Source organism: Streptomyces sp. NPDC091287 (genome assembly GCF_044768525.1).
In the GTDB taxonomy this organism is placed as follows: Bacteria; Actinomycetota; Actinomycetes; order Streptomycetales; family Streptomycetaceae; genus Streptomyces.
The window spans coordinates 14,867-32,220 of the sequence record NZ_JBIVUV010000017.1; the positions used below are offsets into that span (position 1 = coordinate 14,867).

The following is a 17,354-nucleotide window of genomic DNA, read 5'->3' on the forward strand; positions in this document are numbered from 1 at the left end:
ATGGCCTACATCAAGACAAAGAAACTGAGCTCCGGAGGGGCCTCGCACATCGTCTATTGGCGGGCCGGGGGCGGCCGCGCTGGCGCGTGGTGCAACGAGACCTTCGATGATCCCGACCCGGCGGAACGCTTTCGAGACTTGGTGAACGGTCACGGACAGCAATGGCCTCCGGGGTGGATCAAGGGCAAGGGCTTCGTCAAGCCTGACGAACCGGCGGTGCCTGATGCCGAGATGTTCGCCGTGTATGCACACGCCTACGTAGGTCTGCTCACCGATATATCGGACCACACGCGTACGAACTACACCAGATTCATCGATAACCACCTGATTCCGTGGTTCGCGGAGTTGTCGGTCTCCGACCGGGGTCCGCGGTTCACCCGTGCCCACATCAGTCAGTGGATCCTCGACCTGCAAGGTGGCAAGCCTGGTCCGCTGCATCCTGCCGGAACCGAACGCCGACCGTATGCCGCGAAGACGATCGCGAACCTGCATGGCCTGCTGTTCAGCATTCTCCAGTCGGCCGTGACCTCCGATCCGCCGCTGCGCGACTCGAATCCCTGCGCGCACACCCGGCTGCCCAAGGGAAACGACACGGAGGACGACGAGGTCTTCCTTGAACCCGACGAGTACGCCGTCCTTCGGCAGCATGTACGGGCGGACGCTCTGGACATCGTCGATGCTCTGGTGAGCACCGGGCTCCGCTGGGGCGAGATCACGGCGCTCCAGCCCCGCGACTTCACGCTGGTGGGGAAGAGGCCGACGCTCCGCGTGCAGCGGGCCTGGAAGAGGCGCGGCGAGGGCGGAACGTTCCTCGGCGCCCCCAAGACGAAGAAGTCACGTCGCACCCTCGTGCTCACGCCAGAGCAGGTAAAGCTGTTCCAGAGGCGATGTCAGGGGAAGAAGCCGACCGACCTGATATTCACCGCCCCCGAAGGGGGAGCGTGGCACTCCGGCGTGTTCCACGCGCACCGCTGGAAGCCCGCCCTCGACGCGGCCAACACCGCTGGGCTCACCAAGAGGCCGAGGATCCACGACCTCCGTCACACGCATGCTTCGTGGCTCATCGCCGGCAAGGTCCCGCTGCCGGTGATCCAGGCTCGCCTCGGCCACGAGTCAATCACGACGACCGTCGACCGGTATGGACACCTACTGGAGGCGTCGGACGACGAGGTCGTGGCAGCCGTCGAGTGGGCGATGGGAGCCGCGGTCCCGCAGGCCGTGACCGAGGCAGCCTGAAGTCGCTTGAGGAAGGCCACGAAGCCGGACACCCTTCGGGATGTCCGGCTTCCCACTGCTTCCGCTTTCTGGCCTACGCGCGCCAAAATCGCAGAAGGCGGCGGAACCTGGAGGGCTGCGAGGGCCCGGAGGCCCCCGCGTCTTGGGTCAGTAGGCGGCGGTCTCGGTCCCGATTTTCACCGATTTCCGCTGGCGAGTACCGGCGGCTCCAGCGGACGTGGCCGTTACGGATCCAGTAGTGCGATTGGCACGGGAGTGACCAGTTGCCGATCGAGGGGGCAAGGGACACGGTCTCGCCGTCATAGGTAAAAGACCACTGGGCCGGTGACAGGGGTGTGACGACTTCTTGGCCACATCCGCAGCAGCATAGGTGGCCGCATGTGCGGTAAGCGACCGAGACGTAGAGCACGCCTGTGTCCATCGTTGAGGGAAACGTCTCGGTGAAGACCGGCCGCAGGGTGTCCTGCCTCGTCACGACAGATCCTCGTTGGCAATCTCGTTGGTGATCAGTGAGTAGGTGGTGTGGCTCTCGCCGGTGGCGTCGGCGTAGATATCGAGGGAGCGTTTCCAGCGGATGACGGCCAAGGCGGCATTGAGCGCGTTGAGGTCCGCGGTCTGGATGTTGCTTGCATAGGCGTCACGTTCGGGTGCTGGCCGGGGAATGCGAGCGCGGGCGGCTTCTCGGCGCCCGGGGAGGCTTGTGGTGACCCGGAGGAGTCCGCTGAGACGCCCGTCGATTTCTTCGATACCCATGCCGACGTCGATGAAGGGCACGTCGTGGGCATCAAGCCAGTCGATGATGGCCGGTTTGCTGGTGGCGTCGTCGGAGGCGAGGAACGCGAACGTCGCTCCTTCAAGGAGGTCGAGATTGTCCTCGTCGAGGTACTTCGGGCAGGCGGTTACACCCTGGTGCATATGGGCGTAGACCGAAGCGAAGTAGGTTGCCTTGAGCGGGCGTTCGCGCAGAGTGTCGAGGGTAGCGGCACCGGGCGCGCGGAAGGCGTTGTGGTTGTCGAAGGTGTCGCCGTCGATGACGAGGATCGAGTCGACCTCGGTCTTGGCGACTTGGTCGAGAATGTAGCTTCCGCTGCCTCCGAGGCCGATGATCACGACGCGGTGACCTCTGAACCGGCGGTTGACGGCCGAGATGCCGGCGCGGGACGTGGCGGTGTCGCGGTAGGCGAAGGGACTATCGTCGTCGATCTCCTGCCATGCCGCGCCGGGGGTGGGCGTAGCTGAGGTGTCGAGGGCGTGAGCGTGGTCAGCGACGATCCGCACGTATGCGGTGATCTTCGTGTACTGGTCGGGGTAACCAATCGGGGGCTTACTGGAAAGCATGAAGTTCGCCTGCATACCATCGGCGATCACCCTGGGGTCCGGGTTGGCGAGGGGCAGGGGGCGGCTGTGTTCGTCGCAGGGGGTGGAGCCGCCGAACCAGATGCGGTGGTCGGTACCGGAGACGAGACGGTCTCCGGCGACGGTGACGGGGTGGGCGAGGAAGCCGTGCTCGACGGTGCGGCTCTCAGTGACGTACGGGATCCGGACGATGATGTGACCCGCCTGGAGGACGACGTTGTAGCCGTCGTCGAGAAGGCGTGAGAGGTCGGGGTCACGAGCGAGAAGTGCGGTAGACATCGAAGACCATCTCCTTCTTCACTCGCACGTCGTGGCCGGCGGTCAGGCTGCCCGTTCCATGCCCGTGGTGCCCGCGGCTGTAGCGGACGGTGTAGGTGTCCTGGTCGTTCGGCGGCTGGCCCGGGTAGGCGAGCTCGACGACCTGCTCGTAAGTGATCTCCTTGGCCTCCCACGTGTGCGGGCGGGCGTTGATGATGATCGTGACGGGCTTGGGCCCGTGGCTCTCCTGCGGCATTGCAAGTCCTCCTGGCATGCTCCAGATGGTCGGCATTCTGCGAATGTCAACCACTGCTCGAAATGTCGAGCAGTTACACTCTAGCAGAGGTGATCGAAAAGTCGAGCAGTGGATGAAGTCGGGGACATTGATGAGCGAAAGTCCGGGTGTGAACGTGCAGACTCTGCACGCGGCGCTGGATGCGGCCCGCGCGGAGAAGGGTTTGTCCTGGAGGCAACTGGCTAAGGAGCTTGGCGTGAGCGCTTCCACCATCTCGCGCATGGCTAACGGGCTGAAGCCGGATGTGAGCGCGTTCGTGGCCATGACGACGTGGCTCCGGATGCCGGCGGAGACCTTCTATGCCACCCCAGATGACGAGGGTGCGAGGGAGGATCCGGAACTCGTCGCGTCACTGGTGCCCCTGCTCCGAGCGCGCAGTGACCTCAGCGGCGACGATGTGGCCTATCTTGAGGAGGTCATCGGCGCTGCCGCACGGCGGTTCCGCGCGGAACGTGAATCCCGAGGCCACTGAGTTGCGGTGGACGCAGGCGCTGATGCGCGAGGTCGCACAGGAGGAACGGGCTGGGCTCGGCCTGGGGCCAAAAGACCCGCTCGACCCCTATTTCTTGGCGGAGGAACACGGTATCGGCGTGTACACCCTCGAAGACCTGCAGAAGTTCGAGATGACCGCCGAAGCCCTCCAGCACTTCACGGTGAGCAACTCCTCGGCTTGGTCGGCAGCCTTGGTGCCACTTGGAACGGCGCGGGTGATCGTCGAGAACGAGTCTCACATGAACGTCCGTCGCCGCTCCAACATTGCCCATGAACTCGGCCACCACCTGTTGGAGCACTCCTTTGACGGCGTGATCCTAGGTGAGGACCACAAGCGGCAGTTCAATCCGGAGCAGGAGAAGCAGGCCAAGTTCATGGCCGGTGAACTGCTGGTGCCCCTCGTGGCAGCCCAGCGCATGGCGTACGACGGTTGGGACAATGCGCGCGTCGCGGCCGCCTACACGGTGAGTGAGCAGTTCGCGCAAATGCAGATGAAAGGGCCGCGGGTGCAGGCGCAGCGGGCGGCGAAAAAGTATGGATTCAGCTCAACCACGCGGCGCCCACGGCCGTGATGTCCGTGGGCTCGTAGGCGAGGCCGCTCACCATAGACTCAAGGGTCGCCCCGCAGCTACGGCCTCCTGGATCCTGCGGGTGACCTCATCCTCGGACTCTTTGTGGGCCCGGCTCGCGCGGATTGCAGCACCGATCGCACGGGATCGTCCAGCAGGGCCGCGGAGATCAGCGAGAGGGCTGGCCGGGTCACGCCGCCGGGCCACCCACTCGGCCCGATTCTCTGCCGCAGTACCCAGCCGTAGATGCGCCGGCTGCTGGCAGGAATGCTTGTCGCAGGTGTGGCAGACGGTCGGGCTGTCGGTACCCCAGCCGAGCCGAGGGATGACACCGTGCGCGAGCTGGTACCCGTAGAGGTGGCCCGGCACCGTGCCGCGTCGCGTCCTGCCCGGCCGTGACGCCGCCCTGAAGCTGGCGTGCCCAGTGCTGGAGATCCCGCCGAAGAAGAACCAGCAGTCCTCGGTTGACGAGGTTCGGTAGACCTTTGCCCAGTACCGGGCCTGAACGGACTCGTTGGCCAGCCAGGACATCCACTCAACAGCCGGTATGCGAACTGGCGTTGGCTCACCGATGAGGGAAAGTTGCTCGTCAACGTGAACGGGCCCGGACTCGTTCGCCGCCGAGAGCGGGAAAAGTCCGGGCCCAAGGTCGTTCTCAGGAGGCATCAGCCCGGCTACCGTCCGCTGTGACGACCGGGGCCGGGATGCCCGAGGCCGAAGAAGCCGCTTCCGCCGCATCGGCCCGAGGCTTCCGGGCCCGGGTGGGGCGGGGGCGCTCGGCACGGGCCCGCAGCGATTCGATGATCTCCTTCGCACGAGCGGCGGTAACAGGCTTCGCCTCGCGTTCCAGCTCCTCCGCCGGCACGCCCAGCAGTTCCGAGACCAACTCGGCATCGTTGCCGAACAGCCGCAGAACTACAGCAGTAGCTTCCCGAGCCGTGGCGTCGGCCTCCTCCTTCGCCTTGGCTGCGTTCACCGCGGCCTCACGCGCGCTCAGCGCGTTCGTAGCTGCCATCTCCCGCGTCTTCGCCTTCAGCGCTTCAGCAGCGCGAACCCGTCGCCGCAGGTCCGCCGCGCTCACCGGTCCTGCCGAAGTGGTGCTCACCCGTGCCCCCAGTCCTGTTCGAAATCAGTGCTCGTCGCGCGCACCGTAGGCATAGGTCCGCGGACATCTCGAACCACGGGTTGGTTGGGTGCCGGCCAGAGTGAAGGGCTGCCTCCGGCGGGTCCTCCTCGGAGGGGGTGGGGGCTGGTCTGTTGGGTGCGGGAGCGTTGTGGTGCGGGTGGTGAAGGCGGGGTTCCCTCCTCGGCCGGACACCCGGGGGCGTATCAGGAACCCGGGCGCGGCGTCCAGGCCGAGCCGCTGCGCGGTCGCTACGCGAGCCAGGACACCGCGCCCGGAACCCTGATACGGCGGAGCTGTCCGACCGAGGAGGGAACCCCGCCCAGGCCCGTTGTGGCCGGGCCCGGCCGAGCGGGTGCGGGTCGGCGGAACGGGAAAAGGGCAGGTCAGGGCCTATATCTGGGTTGACCCAACCCTTAGAACGTGGTTTAATTAGTGATGTCGGAAGGGGAGGGTAACCCCCGACCGGCACACGGCAGGCCGACCGGCCGCCGACAACCTCTCTCACCAGGAGAACGATCGTGAGCACCACGAAGGCCCCCGCGAAGCTCGAAACCATCCGCGCTCTCCTCGCCAAGGCGGAGGACCCCCGCACGCCGGAGTCGGAGGCGGAGCTTGCCCGGAGGCGGGCGTTCGAGATGATGGCGAAGTACGGCGTCGAACAGGCGATGCTCAACGACGCCAACCCCGCCAGCGACGCCCCGACGGACCGAAAGATCGTTCTGGACAACCCGTGGGCGATGGAGCGGGTTCGCCTCATCAACCGCATCGCGCTTGCCCTCGGGTGCGAGCTGATCCACCTTGGTCGAGACGGCAGCGGCCCGGCCCGCCGGGTGCACATCTTCGGGTATGCGAGCGACCTTCAGCGCGTCGAACTGCTCTACACGTCTCTTCTGCTCCAGATGAACAGCGGACTGGCCGCTCAGTCGGTCCCGCCGGGCCAGGGGGCGCGTGCCTGGCGTCGGTCCTGGCTCCTCGGCTTCATCAACCGGGTGGGCGACCGCATCGAGGAGGCCGAGCGCGGCGCACGCGAAGAAGTCAGGGGCGAGACCAGCGCCACCGGCCGCAGCGCGGCCCTCGTGCTTGCGGACCGCAAGGCCGTCGTCTCGCGCAGCTACCAGCAGGCTTACCCGCGTGCACGGAAGGGCGGCACCACCACCATGACCGGCAACGGGTACGGAGCCGGATGGACGGCGGGAAGCCGCGCCGACATCGGCGGTAAGCGGATCGGCCGCACCACGGCCGGGTCCATAGCCGCGTAACCCCGTCAAGGCCGGGGGGCGGCCATCCGCCGCCCCCCGGCCGCCGAGCCCGCGACCTACCCCAGGAGGCATGACCGTGTCCGCTCGAAAGCCACCGGCCACCCCCGCCCGTATCCTCACTGCCGCCGCCGACCACATTGAACGCGTCGGGCTTTACCAGGGTGACCACCTCTGGCAGCCCGGCCGAATGGGCGACACCGCCCCGTGCACCGTGCTGCACGCGTGGGAGCGCGGCGTACGCTCCGCCCGGCCCCGCTGGTCCGTACGCGGTGAGCCGTGGCACGTCTTCCAACGCGCCCTGTTCGACTCCCTTGTGGTGCTCAGCAACCACATCAACGGCCGCCCCGTCTCCGGCGTCCGGTGGCGAAAGCTGAAGCTCACGGAGGACGCCTACCGGCGCACCCTGCTGTGGTGCTGGGGGACGAGCCCGAGCGAACCACCGCCGAGGCCGCCGTGATGATCCGCGCCGCCGCAGCCCTGCACGCGAGTGACGGCGATCACAGCACCCCTGGTTGCCCCACCCGTAAGAACATGGTTTAATTAATGGTATCGGAAGGGGGAGGGCAACCCTCCGGCCGACACCGTCACCGGGCCGAACGGCCCGAAGAACTCTCACCAGGAAGAAGAAGGACCGATGACGAACACCAAGACCCAGGCCGGCGTCCAGGCTGTCCCTGCCCCGTGGTCGACCCTCACGGTCGCCGAACTTGCCGCGCACCCCGGCAACGTCCGCGACGTCGAGGCCCCGGCTGATCTGCTGGCCGACGTGAAGGACAACGGCGTCGTGGAGCCGCTGTACGTCGTCCGCACCCACGGCGACGTGCCGCAGATCATCGACGGGTTCCAGCGACTGGCCGCCACCGTCGCCGCAGGGCTGGAGACCGTGCCGGTCACCCCCCGTCCCGTCATCCGGATCGACGCGCTCACCCCGCACCCGAAGAACGCCCGCGAAGACCTCGACCTGAACGCGCCGTTCGTGGAATCGCTCCGCGCAGAAGGGTGCCGCATCCCCGTCAAGATCCAGCGGCTCGACGGCGGAGTCCTCCAGGTCAACGACGGAAACCGCCGCTACCACGCAGCGACGGACGCGGGTCTCACCCACCTGCCGTACGAGTGGGAGGACGACGACCGTGACGAGGCCGGGCAGTTCCTCGACATGATCACGACCGCCCAGCACCGTAAGAGCCTCAGCCCGTCCGAGATGAACCAGGCCATGTTCAGCGCCGCCGAGGCGGGCGCGCAGGTCGGCCGCATCGCCAAGGCCGCAGGTGTTCGGCAGAAGGACGTCAAGACGCTGGTCAAGGTCAGGTCTGACGAGAAGTTGAGCGCCGCCGTCAGCGGCGCGGGCAGCTACGAGTGGACTTTCGAGCACCTGGCCGCGCTCTCGGAGTTCGCCGACGACGCCGAAGCACTCGCCGCGATCACCGAGGCCGCTGCCGAGGATGACGCCGACGAGGGAGACGTTGACTGGGCCATCGCCATCGAGCGGACCAAGCGCGACAAGCGGGTCAAGGCGGAGGCGCACCGCGCGGAGCTGGAGACGGCCGGGCAGAAGATCAGGGACGCCGAGGAGCTGTCCGAGCGGGCCACGCCCGTGTGGCGACTGCGCGGCATCAGTACCGAGGAGCACGCCGAGTGCAAGGGGCTTGTGTGGGTGTTCGATGAGCGGCGGGGGGACCGGTACGAGCCTTACTGCTCCGCTCCCGGTCTGTACGGGCACACGGTGCCCGAGGGTGCCAGCGCCAGCGGCGGCACGATGACCACCGCCGACAAGGAGGCCGAGCGCGCCGCCCGCGCCGCCGTCAAGAAGGGGAACATCGACTGGGACGCGGCCGAGGCCCTGCGCCGGAAGTGGATCACGGACCTGATCAAGCGGCGGAACCTCCCGAAGAACACCACCAACACCCTGATCGGTCATGTCAATAACGCTCTTTTGAACGGCAGTTGGGGAATCTCCGACGATCTGAACAAGGAGGGCACCACCGAGATCCTGGCCGGATTCCTGGGCCTGAACACCGAGCAGGCCAAGGATCGGGGCAGTTTCGCCGGGCACGTCGCCAAGGACCCACGCCGGGCCCCTCAGCTCCAGTTCGCCGCCATCGCGGCCGTCCGGGAGAAGTGCGCGAACCGCTCGGCGTGGCGCACGGACAGCCAGCACGCCCCGTGGACGCGGAAGCCCACCGGTCGGTGGTTCCAGGTGCTCGCGTCCCTCGGGTGCCCGCTCACGCCCATTGAGCAGTCGGTCGTGGACGGGGAGCCCTACGACCCGTCGAAGAAGAAGCCCCGCGCCGCGATCACGTCCGGCAGCGAGCCGGAGACCGAGCAGGAGCCCGGCACCGACGAAGAGGCGAGCGAGCCGGAGGCCGAGGAAGCCGACGAACCGGCCAGCGACGACGAAGCCGCCGCCTAAACACCTCAGCAGCCCGACGCCGGGGGCGGGAACCCGCCCGCCCCCGGCCACTCCAGGAGCCCCACAGTGACCCGTACAGCTCTGTTCGAGACCCGCGCCGACGACCACGGTTGCGGATGCGTCCCCGCCCCCGCCGAGCCCGACCCCGGCACCACCGCCGACATCATGCAGGCCCGCGCCATCGCGTCCGGTCTCGCGGAGTTCGGTATCGGGCCCGCCCGCTGGTCTTCCGCCTACGACCACCAGGCCGCCGTCGTCCTGCGCGTGGACACCCCGCGCGGACTGTACGCGCTCGCCATCCCGGCCCCCGGCCAGCCGTTCCCGGTCCACCACCGGGGCGAGCGCATCGGAGCGCTGGACTGCCGCCGTACGTACGGCACCGCCGACAGCTACACCGCCGCCTTGTTCGCTGCGTTCCTGCGTGACCGCGCCGCACTCGACATCCCCGGCCGGGATGCTTGCCCCACACCCCAGAACATGGTTTAATTAATTGTGTTGGAGGGGGAGGGCAACACCCCCTCCAATACCACGGGCCGCCATCCGGCCCAACCCCGGCCGCACGCGGAGGGCAACCCGCCCGGCCGGGCCCGCGATTCCTCTCTCACCAGCAGGAGCACCCCCGATGACCAGCGCAGCCGTGCGGTTTTCCATCCCCGCCACGGCCCAGTCCCGCGTCCGTCAGCTTGTCGAGGCGACCAATGCCCGCGCCGCCGTCCACCACCTCAGCGCGTACGCGCTCGACATCTCCGTGCCGTTCCTTGCCGACTACCACGACATCGACGGCCGTCTGATCGGTAAGCGCTCCACCGTCACCGTGACGATCTCCGGTGCCATCCCCCGTCACCAGGGCTGGACCGTCATCGCCCGCCTGGACCACGACGCGGAGGGCGAGACGATCACCAGCCTGTTCCCCGGTCTGCCCGAGCAGGACGCCGAGGCCGCGCGCCAGTACCGCGCCATCGAGAACTTCTGCCACGGGTGTGCCGTCGCCCGCCACCGCACCGCCACCTATCTCGCCCGGCACGAGAACGGCGAGATGCGGCAGTTGGGCACCACGTGCGTGGAGCCGTACACCGGTCTGCCAATCAAGGGCCTTGAGGCCCTGTGGAGGTTCGGCACGCTGAAGGACTCCGACTGGGACGGCGAGGAGGGCGGCATCCCGGCCGATCTCCGCGTCCTGGTGATCGAGGTCCTGCGGGTGACCGCCGCCATCGTGAAGGCCGAAGGCCGCTTCTACAGCCGGTCCGAGCAGTGGAAGAACACCCAGCCGACCGCCGACGGCGTCGAAGCGTACTTCTTCGACCGCAAGGCCCCGATGGAGTGGCGGGCCGCCATCGACGCCGACCCCGACGCGCCGACCACCGCCGCCGCCGTCCGGGCATGGGCCGCCCAGGGATACGGCAGCCTCTCCGACTACCGCCACAAGGTGGGCCAGTTGGCGAAGGGCGAGACCGTCGACCCGCGCCACCTGCCGACGCTCGTGTCCGCCATCGCGGGTTGGTACCGCGACCAGGAAAAGGAGGCCACCGAGCGGGCCGCCCAGAACAGCAAGCCGCAGGGCACCGTGGGCGAGCGCATCAGCACGAACGCCACCGTCACCACCGTGATCGAGCTGGAGGGCCGGACGTACGGCTACCACACCCAGCGCCGCCGACTGGTGAAGTTCCAGGACCCGAGCGGCAACGTGTTCGTCTGGTTCAGCTCCGCCGCCGACGTCCCCGACCAGGGCGACGAGGTCGAGCTGACCGGCACGGTCAAGGACCACAGCATCTACGGCGAGACCGCACAGACCGTACTCACCCGGTGCCGCGTCGCCGCACGCGAACCGGTCGCCGCGTAGCAGGGACCCGGCCGGGCGGGAGGCACCGCCCGGCCGGACCTCGGCCGCCGGGCCGTGGGGTGGACGGCATCGAGCCGCCCACCCCACGCTCCGCCCACCACCGTCCGGGCCCGCCCGCGTCGGTGGCCGGCCCCGCTCACCGGCCCCGTACGAAGGGCGTCCCTCCGGGACGGCTCAGCCTGGCCCGGCTCGCAGCCGGCCGAGCCGTCCGGGCCGCGGGCGGCCCTCCCGGCCCGTCCGGACGCCGGGCCCAAACGGGCGTGCCCTGCGGGCACGACGGCACTTCCGTCGCGCTCCGCGCGACCACGGGCGGCACCTCCCCGACGGAGGCACTGTCCGCCGCCGACTGCACCACCGAAACCCCCGAGTCGCTGTTACTGAGCGCGACAGTTGGCACTGCTCGCCAAGTGGACGACGCTCTTCGATGCAGCGCCCAGACACCGAGGCGGGTCCTACGCGCGCGGTTTCCTGAGGTCTGACGCGGTGAGTGCTTCTACAGCTTGGTAGACCTCAGCGGCCAGCAGTAGCACGGCGTCATCGTCGGGCAGCGCACCGGTGCGGGTTATGAAATGAGTGCAATTCCCATCGGGTACGCACGCGTAGCCACGAAGCTCGAACTGGGTGGTCCCGTCGTCGGCTTCGGGTGATTCGAAAGCTGAAACTAGCCGCGTGAGGCCATCGGGACCGCCTCTGGATTGCACGGTCCACTCCATGGCTCCGTGCCGGTCGGCGCCGTCGATGACAAGTTCATAGCTCGCAGCTTGTACGTCTTTGGCTCCGTAGAGCAGCACCTCACGAAGCGATCGCGAGTTCACCGGACCCTCACCTCCGTCGGATGTGCAATGGCCGCGACTGGCGCTCCGCCGGGGAGAAGGAACTCTATGCCTCCGCCTGAGGCTACTCGTTTCGGTCCTCGCAGGTCCGGGACCAGCGTGGGGTCGATCAGGACTGCGTACAGCCTTAGGACCCGTGGCTGGAAAAGGGAGAGGAAATCAGATGCTTCCTCTGGGCTGTAGGCCGTGGGCGTTGCCCACAACTTCCCGTGCAGGCCAGTGCGGAGATCGACGTGCTTGTCCGGCCAGAGATAGTGAAGGAGCATGCGCCCGTTGAAGCAGCTCCGGTCGGCCTGCGGAAGATCCTCCAGCGGCTCAGCATCCGAGTAGATGGACCCAAACATGCGGGAGTCCATATCAGTCGCGAGAAAGCCACAGGAACCCATGGTCCTACCCCTTCGTGTCCTCTCAGGATGTGCCCGTGCCCTGCCAAACGCGACTGGGGACGACTGAGCGCTGCGGTTGGCGAGCGGTGCCATGTAGAGCGCTCAGTCAAACTTCCGGACGTGCGTCTCTCGAAGATCGACGTGACTGCAAAATCGAACACATGATGGAATTTAGGTATGCGACGGACGACTCCCCCCGATCAGCGCTGCGCAGAAGGCTGATCCACCTGTCAGCGACCGTGCTGTTCCATCCGCACTGGCAAGGGCAGCGGTCGGCAGGGTGGGCGGAACTGCATGGCGCACGCCACGACCGATCCACCCCCTGAACTGCCCCGACTCTGGACACCTGCGACGGGTTGGTTGGGTGCCGGCCAGGGCGAACAGGCTGCCTCCGGCGGGTCCTCCTCGGAGGGGTGGGGGCTGGTCGGTCGGGTGCGGGAGTGTTGTGGTGCGGGTGAAGGCGGGGTTCCCTCCTCGGCCGGACACCCGGGGGCGTATCAGGAACCCGGGCGCGGCGTCCAGGCCGAGCCGCTGCGCGGTCGCTACGCGAGCCAGGACACCGCGCCCGGAACCCTGATACGGCGGAGCTGTCCGACCGAGGAGGGAACCCCGCCCAGGCCCGTTGTGGCCGGGCCCGGCCGAGCGGGTGCGGGTCGGCGGAACGGTGAAATGGCAGGTCAGGGCCTATATCCGGGTTGACCCAACCCTTAGAACGTGGTTTAATTAGTGATGTCGGAAGGGGAGGGCAACCCCCGACCGGCACACGGCAGGCCGACCGGCCGCCGACAATCTCTCTCACCAGGAGACAAGGGATGAACATGCCGCTGACCGTCGCGGAGCTGGCCCACCCGATCGCGCTCGAACTCGGCGGGAACTGGCGACCGCAGCCCGCACGCCACGGCGTCAAGGAGCTGGACCACGCCGCCACCTTCACCCACCTGGACGGCCGACAGCTCCACCTTTCCGAGCGGTTCGATGACCCTGGCCACCTGCACATCCGAGGCGCGTTCCCCGCCACCGACTACCCGTTCCGCAGGGGCGAGCGCGACACCGTCCGAGTCGCCATGACCGAGGACCCGGCGGACATCGCGGCCCGGATCGCCGCCGACCTCATCCCCGCGCACCGTGACGTTCACGAGCGAGTGAAGGAGCACAACCGCGCACAGGCCGAGATGCGCCGGGACGTCGAGGAAGCCGCACGCGACCTCTCCGAGCGACTTCCCGGAGCGCGAACCCGCATCGACGGTACAACGGCCTTTGTCTACATGAATCTTGAGCCGGGAGAAGTCCGTATCGGGCTCGACGGCGATGCGGTGAGCCTTGTACTCAACGATGTGCCCCGGACTATCGCCGACGCCGTTGTATTCGCGGTGAGTCGCTTTCTCCCCAGCGTCCAGACATCCGAAGACGAGTACGGCGAATACGTCGACGGATACGCCCTCTAATCGCCCCATGAATCCCGGCGGCGCGCTCCCTTAGCGCGCCGCTCCTCCCACAAGAAAAGGCCCCGTGATGAGCGCCGACATATTCACCATCGAGCCGCAATGGATCGTCCAGGCCCCGCACCTGCGGTGCACCCTCAAGCGCGCCCTTGCTCTCCAAACCGCACATAATGTTTGGTCCGGTACCGAACACATCAACAGCGCCGTAGCAATGGCCTACGGCGATCAACTCCCGGACTCCGGCCGGTGGGAACTGACCCGGTCTCAACTCCGCACGCTCAAAATCGCCATCGAGTGGCGCAGGGCGACGCGCGCAGCCAGCGACAAAAAGACCGCCCCCGATATCCTCGAACACTGGACGAAAATAGAAGACGAGGTCATAGCCGCATACCGGGCCGTGAGCAACGAAGCGGGGTTGTACTGGATTTAAGGGGTTGCCGATCACCCAAGAACATGGTTTAATTAGTGGTGCCGGAAGGGGGAGGGCAACCCCCTGCCGACACCCCCGAGGGTCAGCCGGCCCCGGACGCCGATCTCTCACCAGGAGGACCGCGACATGCCCCGTAAGCCGAAAATGACCGACGAAGAGCGCCGGGCCTACTCCGTCAAGATGCGCGGCGAACTCGAAGCCGTCATGGATCGCGCGTACGGCGCGATGGTCGGCAGCGAGGAATTCTGGGCCGCCGTCATGCGCACGGCCGCGAACCTGACCCACCCGGACCGCGATGACCGCAGCCCCACCAACTGCATCGCCATCGCCGCCCAGTGCCCGAACGCGACCCACGTACTCAGCTCCGGAGACTGGCGAAAGGTGGGACGCTTCCCGGTCAAGGGGTCCACCTCCCTCCGTATCTGGACGCCGATCAAGCGCCGGACCGAGGATGCCCAGGAGGCTACGGCCGCAGCCCCTGACGGCGGGCAGCGAGAGGCCGCAGGCGAGGCCGCCGAGAGCCAGGGCGCAAGGTCTCCGGCTTCAAGGCCGGGCCGGTCTTCGACATCAGCCAGACGGACGGCGGCGCCTACGAGCCGCCCGCCGCAGCCCCGTTCGCCGCCGAGGTCATCCGCGATGTCCTGGTGAACCAGTACCGCGACCAGTACCACGAGGACCCGGAGCAGGCCGGAGGGTTCGACTTCACCCAGGATGCCCCCGACAACGCCGTCCGCATCCTGCTGTACGGCCACGCGTGGCGACGCGTCCCCGAGGTGGACGCCCCCCTTCCCGGTCAGCACGCCGCCGAAGTCGCCTCAGCCGCTCACGTCGCCGCGCTCATCCTCGGAATCGCCCCGGGCCCCGCCGTCATGCCGCCGCTTGCGGGCATCATCACTCAGGACAAGAGGCCCCCGGTGCACGAGTCCGCCGTCCGGGCCATCGAGACCGGCCGCGCCATCGCCCGCGCCGTCACGACGGCCGCCGAGCACCGCCGCGAACTTGCCGTGACGGGTTGACCCAAACCCTAGAACATGGTTTAATTAATGGTGCCGGAAGGGGGAGGGCAACCCCCCGACCGGCACCCCCGCCGGGGCCGACCGGCCCCGGCGGAATCTCTCACCAGACAGGACACGACATGCTCACCACCGCACCGAAGCCGACCGTGCAGGACTTCCCCACCGCGACGCTCGTGATCGGCGGGCCCTGGTTCCGGGGTCACCAGCTCGACACCCGCCCCGCCGTCGTCGTCGGTCCATTCGGCGGGCCGGAGTTCGCCGACGAGGCCACGATGGCGGTCGTCTGGTTCTTCACCCGCGGTGCCCCGCAGCCGGGCGACAGCGTCCAGGCGATGTTCCCTCACGAGCTGACCCCGCTTGACGACACGCTGACCACGATGCACCAGGACACTTTCCGCGACATCGTCCGCAACCTGCGCCGGGGACGTTTCGCCTACGACGACGGGGACGCGCTCCGCGCCGCCGTCCGCCAGGCATGGCGCGAGCGGACCGGACTGGCCGACGCCGACCCGGCCGCCCGGCACACGCTCCACCGCAGCTGACCACGGCCCCGCCGGTCCGGGGGAGGGCAACCCTCCGGACCTGCAGGCCCCCAGCACCCCAGCGGACACCCCTTCGGGGCGGCAGGACAGGTCCGGTGCGTTCACCGCCGCCGGCCGACTCCGCCGCCGGCCGACTCCGCCGCAGGCGGCTCCGCCGACCGACGACGGGCACCGGACCGCAGCGGACGCGCCCCGCGGGGGCGCGACAGCCCCTGTCGTCGCGCAGGCGCGACGACCCGCGAGCCGATCGTCCCTCACGGCCCGCGCCGGTGGTGCAGCGCCGCTGCCAACGCACGGTCCGCCCTGCGGACGGACCAAACTCTCACCAGGGAAAGCCAGTTCAGTGACTATCGAGATCACCCACACCCGCCGAGAAGGAACCCTGATCGCGGGCACGAGCCGGGGCGACGGATCGGCCGAGATTCTGCGACTCCGCGAGTACGGCCGGACCCAGCGCCAGCCCTTCCGCTGGAGCCGAAACCTTGACTGCTGGTACCTCCCGCACAGCCGCGACCACGCCACCTACACCCCCTCGCTCGAACTCCTCGCGCAGCGACTCCGAGACGCAGGCTTCGAGGTCACGTTGGCCATCGACAACGCCGACCGCCGCTCGTTCTCCGACGCCGAGAAGGAACGGGAAGAGAAGGCCGAAGGCCGGGCGGAGAGGTTCGGCGGATACGCCGCCAGCGCCGCCCAGAATTCCGAGGCCGCATGGAAGTCGAGCCACGAGATATCCGAGCGGTTCGCCTTCGGTCAGCCCATCCTCATCGGACACCACTCCGAGGGCCGCGCCCGCCGTGATCACGCGCGGATGGACAACGCGATGCGCAAGAGCATCGGCGAAAGCGACCGCGCCGCCCACTGGACCGGCCGGGCACAGGCCGCCGCGAACTACGAGCGGTTCAAGAAGGACCCCGGCCGCACGCTACGCCGTCTCGACAAGCTGCGGGCCGACCTCCGCGCGGTCGAGAAGTGGCAGCGCGGCGAGTCCGCCAAGGGGTTTTCCCGGAGTCCGGCAGACCCCGAGCTAGAGACCGAGCGCCAGGAGCTGACGGAGGAGATCACTCACTGGGAGCAGGTCATCAAGGACGCCGAGGCCGAGGGCTTCAAGATGTGGTCGAAAGCCGACTTCATGCGCGGGGACTTCGTTCTCTATCGAGGCACTTGGTACGAGGTCCTGCGGGTCAACCCGAAGTCGGTGACGATCCCGCACATTCACAACGGCGTCGGTCAGCGCGTCGTTCGCGCGGCGGACAACCGTCACGACGGCTGGACCTGGACCGCTCCCTATGACGACGTGTCCGGGCGCAAGAGCGCCGACGAGATGCAGCAGTCGCCTCGGGCCGAGGCCGCCGAGCACCAGGAGCAGGCCCAACAGGCTCCGCCGATCAAGGAGCCGGTACCGGCGGCTGAGACGTGCCCTACCGGCCACCCCAGCCCATGGCACGCGAAAGCGCGCCGCTGGGCTCTACATCAACATGCGCCTGAAGGGAGGCCGACCCCGGCGACGGCTCCCGCCGAAAGGGCAAACGGGCAGGAGGGCATGGCACTGGTGCTCATCACCTCGAAGAACTCTCGCCGTTCCCGCAAGCGCGCCTTGTGGGCGATGACCCGCCGCGAGGCAAAGGCGGTGTGCGGCGACCCCCGCACCTCCGGCCGCTCCTACATGCTCACCTGGACCGACCGGCCCGGCACCGAAGGCGCCGACTGGGAATGGGTCCCGGACAACGGCAGCCACGCCCCAGTCCTAGACGAGCTGGGCATCACTCCGCGCCGTGAATGGACCGCCGCCCCGCAGGCCCCGGCCGAGGCCGCGTAACCACGCCCCCACCCCGTACCCCTGGCGGCCGAGCACGCCGGGGGA

Annotated in this window: 18 protein-coding genes and 1 pseudogene; 14 read left to right on the forward strand and 5 right to left on the reverse strand. The window is 68.2% G+C overall.

Annotated elements, in window-relative coordinates:
- Positions 1-1,236 carry a tyrosine-type recombinase/integrase gene (locus ACIQRW_RS26920; protein ID WP_403764797.1) on the forward strand — a complete coding sequence of 412 codons (1,236 nt, stop codon included), beginning with the start codon at positions 1-3 and terminating at the stop codon, positions 1,234-1,236.
- A 73-nt stretch (positions 1,237-1,309) separates the two neighbouring features.
- On the opposite strand, the gene ACIQRW_RS26925 is transcribed toward ACIQRW_RS26920, so the two are convergent.
- From ACIQRW_RS26925 to ACIQRW_RS26935, 3 genes are read right to left on the reverse strand one after another with little or no spacing between them, the layout of a single operon-like run.
- On the reverse strand, positions 1,310-1,657 hold the full coding sequence (locus ACIQRW_RS26925; protein ID WP_403765103.1) for a DUF6527 family protein: 348 nt from the start codon (positions 1,655-1,657) through the stop codon (positions 1,310-1,312).
- Between the two features lie 50 nt (positions 1,658-1,707).
- Positions 1,708-2,871, reverse strand: coding sequence for a ThiF family adenylyltransferase (locus tag ACIQRW_RS26930; RefSeq protein ID WP_403764799.1), 1,164 nt, complete (start codon positions 2,869-2,871; stop codon positions 1,708-1,710).
- Positions 2,846-3,106, reverse strand: a complete 261-nt coding sequence (locus tag ACIQRW_RS26935) for a multiubiquitin domain-containing protein (RefSeq protein ID WP_403764801.1) — start codon at positions 3,104-3,106, stop codon at positions 2,846-2,848. Before ACIQRW_RS26935 ends, ACIQRW_RS26930 begins: the two co-directional genes overlap by 26 nt.
- Positions 3,107-3,254: 148 nt before the next feature.
- On the opposite strand from ACIQRW_RS26935, the gene ACIQRW_RS26940 reads away from it, so the two are divergent.
- On the forward strand, positions 3,255-3,617 hold the full coding sequence (locus ACIQRW_RS26940) for a helix-turn-helix domain-containing protein (protein WP_383224947.1): 363 nt from the start codon (positions 3,255-3,257) through the stop codon (positions 3,615-3,617).
- Positions 3,598-4,209, forward strand: coding sequence for an ImmA/IrrE family metallo-endopeptidase (locus tag ACIQRW_RS26945; RefSeq protein ID WP_383224950.1), 612 nt, complete (start codon positions 3,598-3,600; stop codon positions 4,207-4,209). Before ACIQRW_RS26940 ends, ACIQRW_RS26945 begins: the two co-directional genes overlap by 20 nt.
- Positions 4,210-4,861: 652 nt before the next feature.
- Here ACIQRW_RS26945 and ACIQRW_RS26950 read toward each other — a convergent pair.
- Positions 4,862-5,287, reverse strand: coding sequence for a hypothetical protein (locus tag ACIQRW_RS26950; RefSeq protein ID WP_403764803.1), 426 nt, complete (start codon positions 5,285-5,287; stop codon positions 4,862-4,864).
- 563 nt (positions 5,288-5,850) lie between these two features.
- Here ACIQRW_RS26950 and ACIQRW_RS26955 point away from each other — a divergent pair.
- From ACIQRW_RS26955 to ACIQRW_RS26975, 5 genes and pseudogenes are all read left to right on the forward strand, one after another.
- Positions 5,851-6,591 (forward strand): DUF2786 domain-containing protein, encoded by a 741-nt coding sequence (locus ACIQRW_RS26955; protein WP_403764805.1) that lies wholly within the window; start codon positions 5,851-5,853, stop codon positions 6,589-6,591.
- A gap of 70 nt (positions 6,592-6,661) precedes the next feature.
- A pseudogene (locus tag ACIQRW_RS26960) lies at positions 6,662-7,131 on the forward strand (DUF6197 family protein).
- 94 nt (positions 7,132-7,225) lie between these two features.
- A complete protein-coding gene (locus ACIQRW_RS26965) occupies positions 7,226-9,001 on the forward strand; it encodes a ParB N-terminal domain-containing protein (protein WP_403764807.1) in 1,776 nt (591 codons plus the stop codon).
- Positions 9,002-9,067: 66 nt separating this feature from the next.
- Complete coding sequence (locus ACIQRW_RS26970; protein ID WP_403764809.1) at positions 9,068-9,487, forward strand: hypothetical protein; 420 nt, start codon at positions 9,068-9,070, stop codon at positions 9,485-9,487.
- 136 nt (positions 9,488-9,623) lie between these two features.
- On the forward strand, positions 9,624-10,841 hold the full coding sequence (locus ACIQRW_RS26975) for a hypothetical protein (protein WP_403764811.1): 1,218 nt from the start codon (positions 9,624-9,626) through the stop codon (positions 10,839-10,841).
- 452 nt (positions 10,842-11,293) lie between these two features.
- Here the strand turns inward: ACIQRW_RS26975 and ACIQRW_RS26980 are convergent, their stop codons facing one another.
- Positions 11,294-11,656 (reverse strand): hypothetical protein, encoded by a 363-nt coding sequence (locus tag ACIQRW_RS26980; protein WP_403764813.1) that lies wholly within the window; start codon positions 11,654-11,656, stop codon positions 11,294-11,296.
- Between the two features lie 1,222 nt (positions 11,657-12,878).
- Here ACIQRW_RS26980 and ACIQRW_RS26985 point away from each other — a divergent pair.
- The 6 genes from ACIQRW_RS26985 to ACIQRW_RS27010 all read left to right on the forward strand — a co-directional run bounded on the left by ACIQRW_RS26985 (position 12,879) and on the right by ACIQRW_RS27010 (position 17,309).
- Positions 12,879-13,505 (forward strand): hypothetical protein, encoded by a 627-nt coding sequence (locus ACIQRW_RS26985; protein ID WP_248585325.1) that lies wholly within the window; start codon positions 12,879-12,881, stop codon positions 13,503-13,505.
- 67 nt (positions 13,506-13,572) lie between these two features.
- Positions 13,573-13,932: a hypothetical protein gene (locus tag ACIQRW_RS26990; RefSeq protein WP_403764816.1), complete on the forward strand. Its 360-nt coding sequence runs from the start codon at positions 13,573-13,575 to the stop codon at positions 13,930-13,932.
- A 126-nt stretch (positions 13,933-14,058) separates the two neighbouring features.
- On the forward strand, positions 14,059-14,580 hold the full coding sequence (locus ACIQRW_RS26995; protein ID WP_403764818.1) for a hypothetical protein: 522 nt from the start codon (positions 14,059-14,061) through the stop codon (positions 14,578-14,580).
- Positions 14,577-14,948, forward strand: coding sequence for a hypothetical protein (locus ACIQRW_RS27000; protein ID WP_403764820.1), 372 nt, complete (start codon positions 14,577-14,579; stop codon positions 14,946-14,948). Before ACIQRW_RS26995 ends, ACIQRW_RS27000 begins: the two co-directional genes overlap by 4 nt.
- 119 nt (positions 14,949-15,067) lie before the next feature.
- Complete coding sequence (locus ACIQRW_RS27005) at positions 15,068-15,490, forward strand: DUF6409 family protein (protein WP_403764821.1); 423 nt, start codon at positions 15,068-15,070, stop codon at positions 15,488-15,490.
- 343 nt (positions 15,491-15,833) lie between these two features.
- Complete coding sequence (locus ACIQRW_RS27010; RefSeq protein WP_403764823.1) at positions 15,834-17,309, forward strand: DUF3560 domain-containing protein; 1,476 nt, start codon at positions 15,834-15,836, stop codon at positions 17,307-17,309.
- Positions 17,310-17,354: the final 45 nt, after the last annotated feature.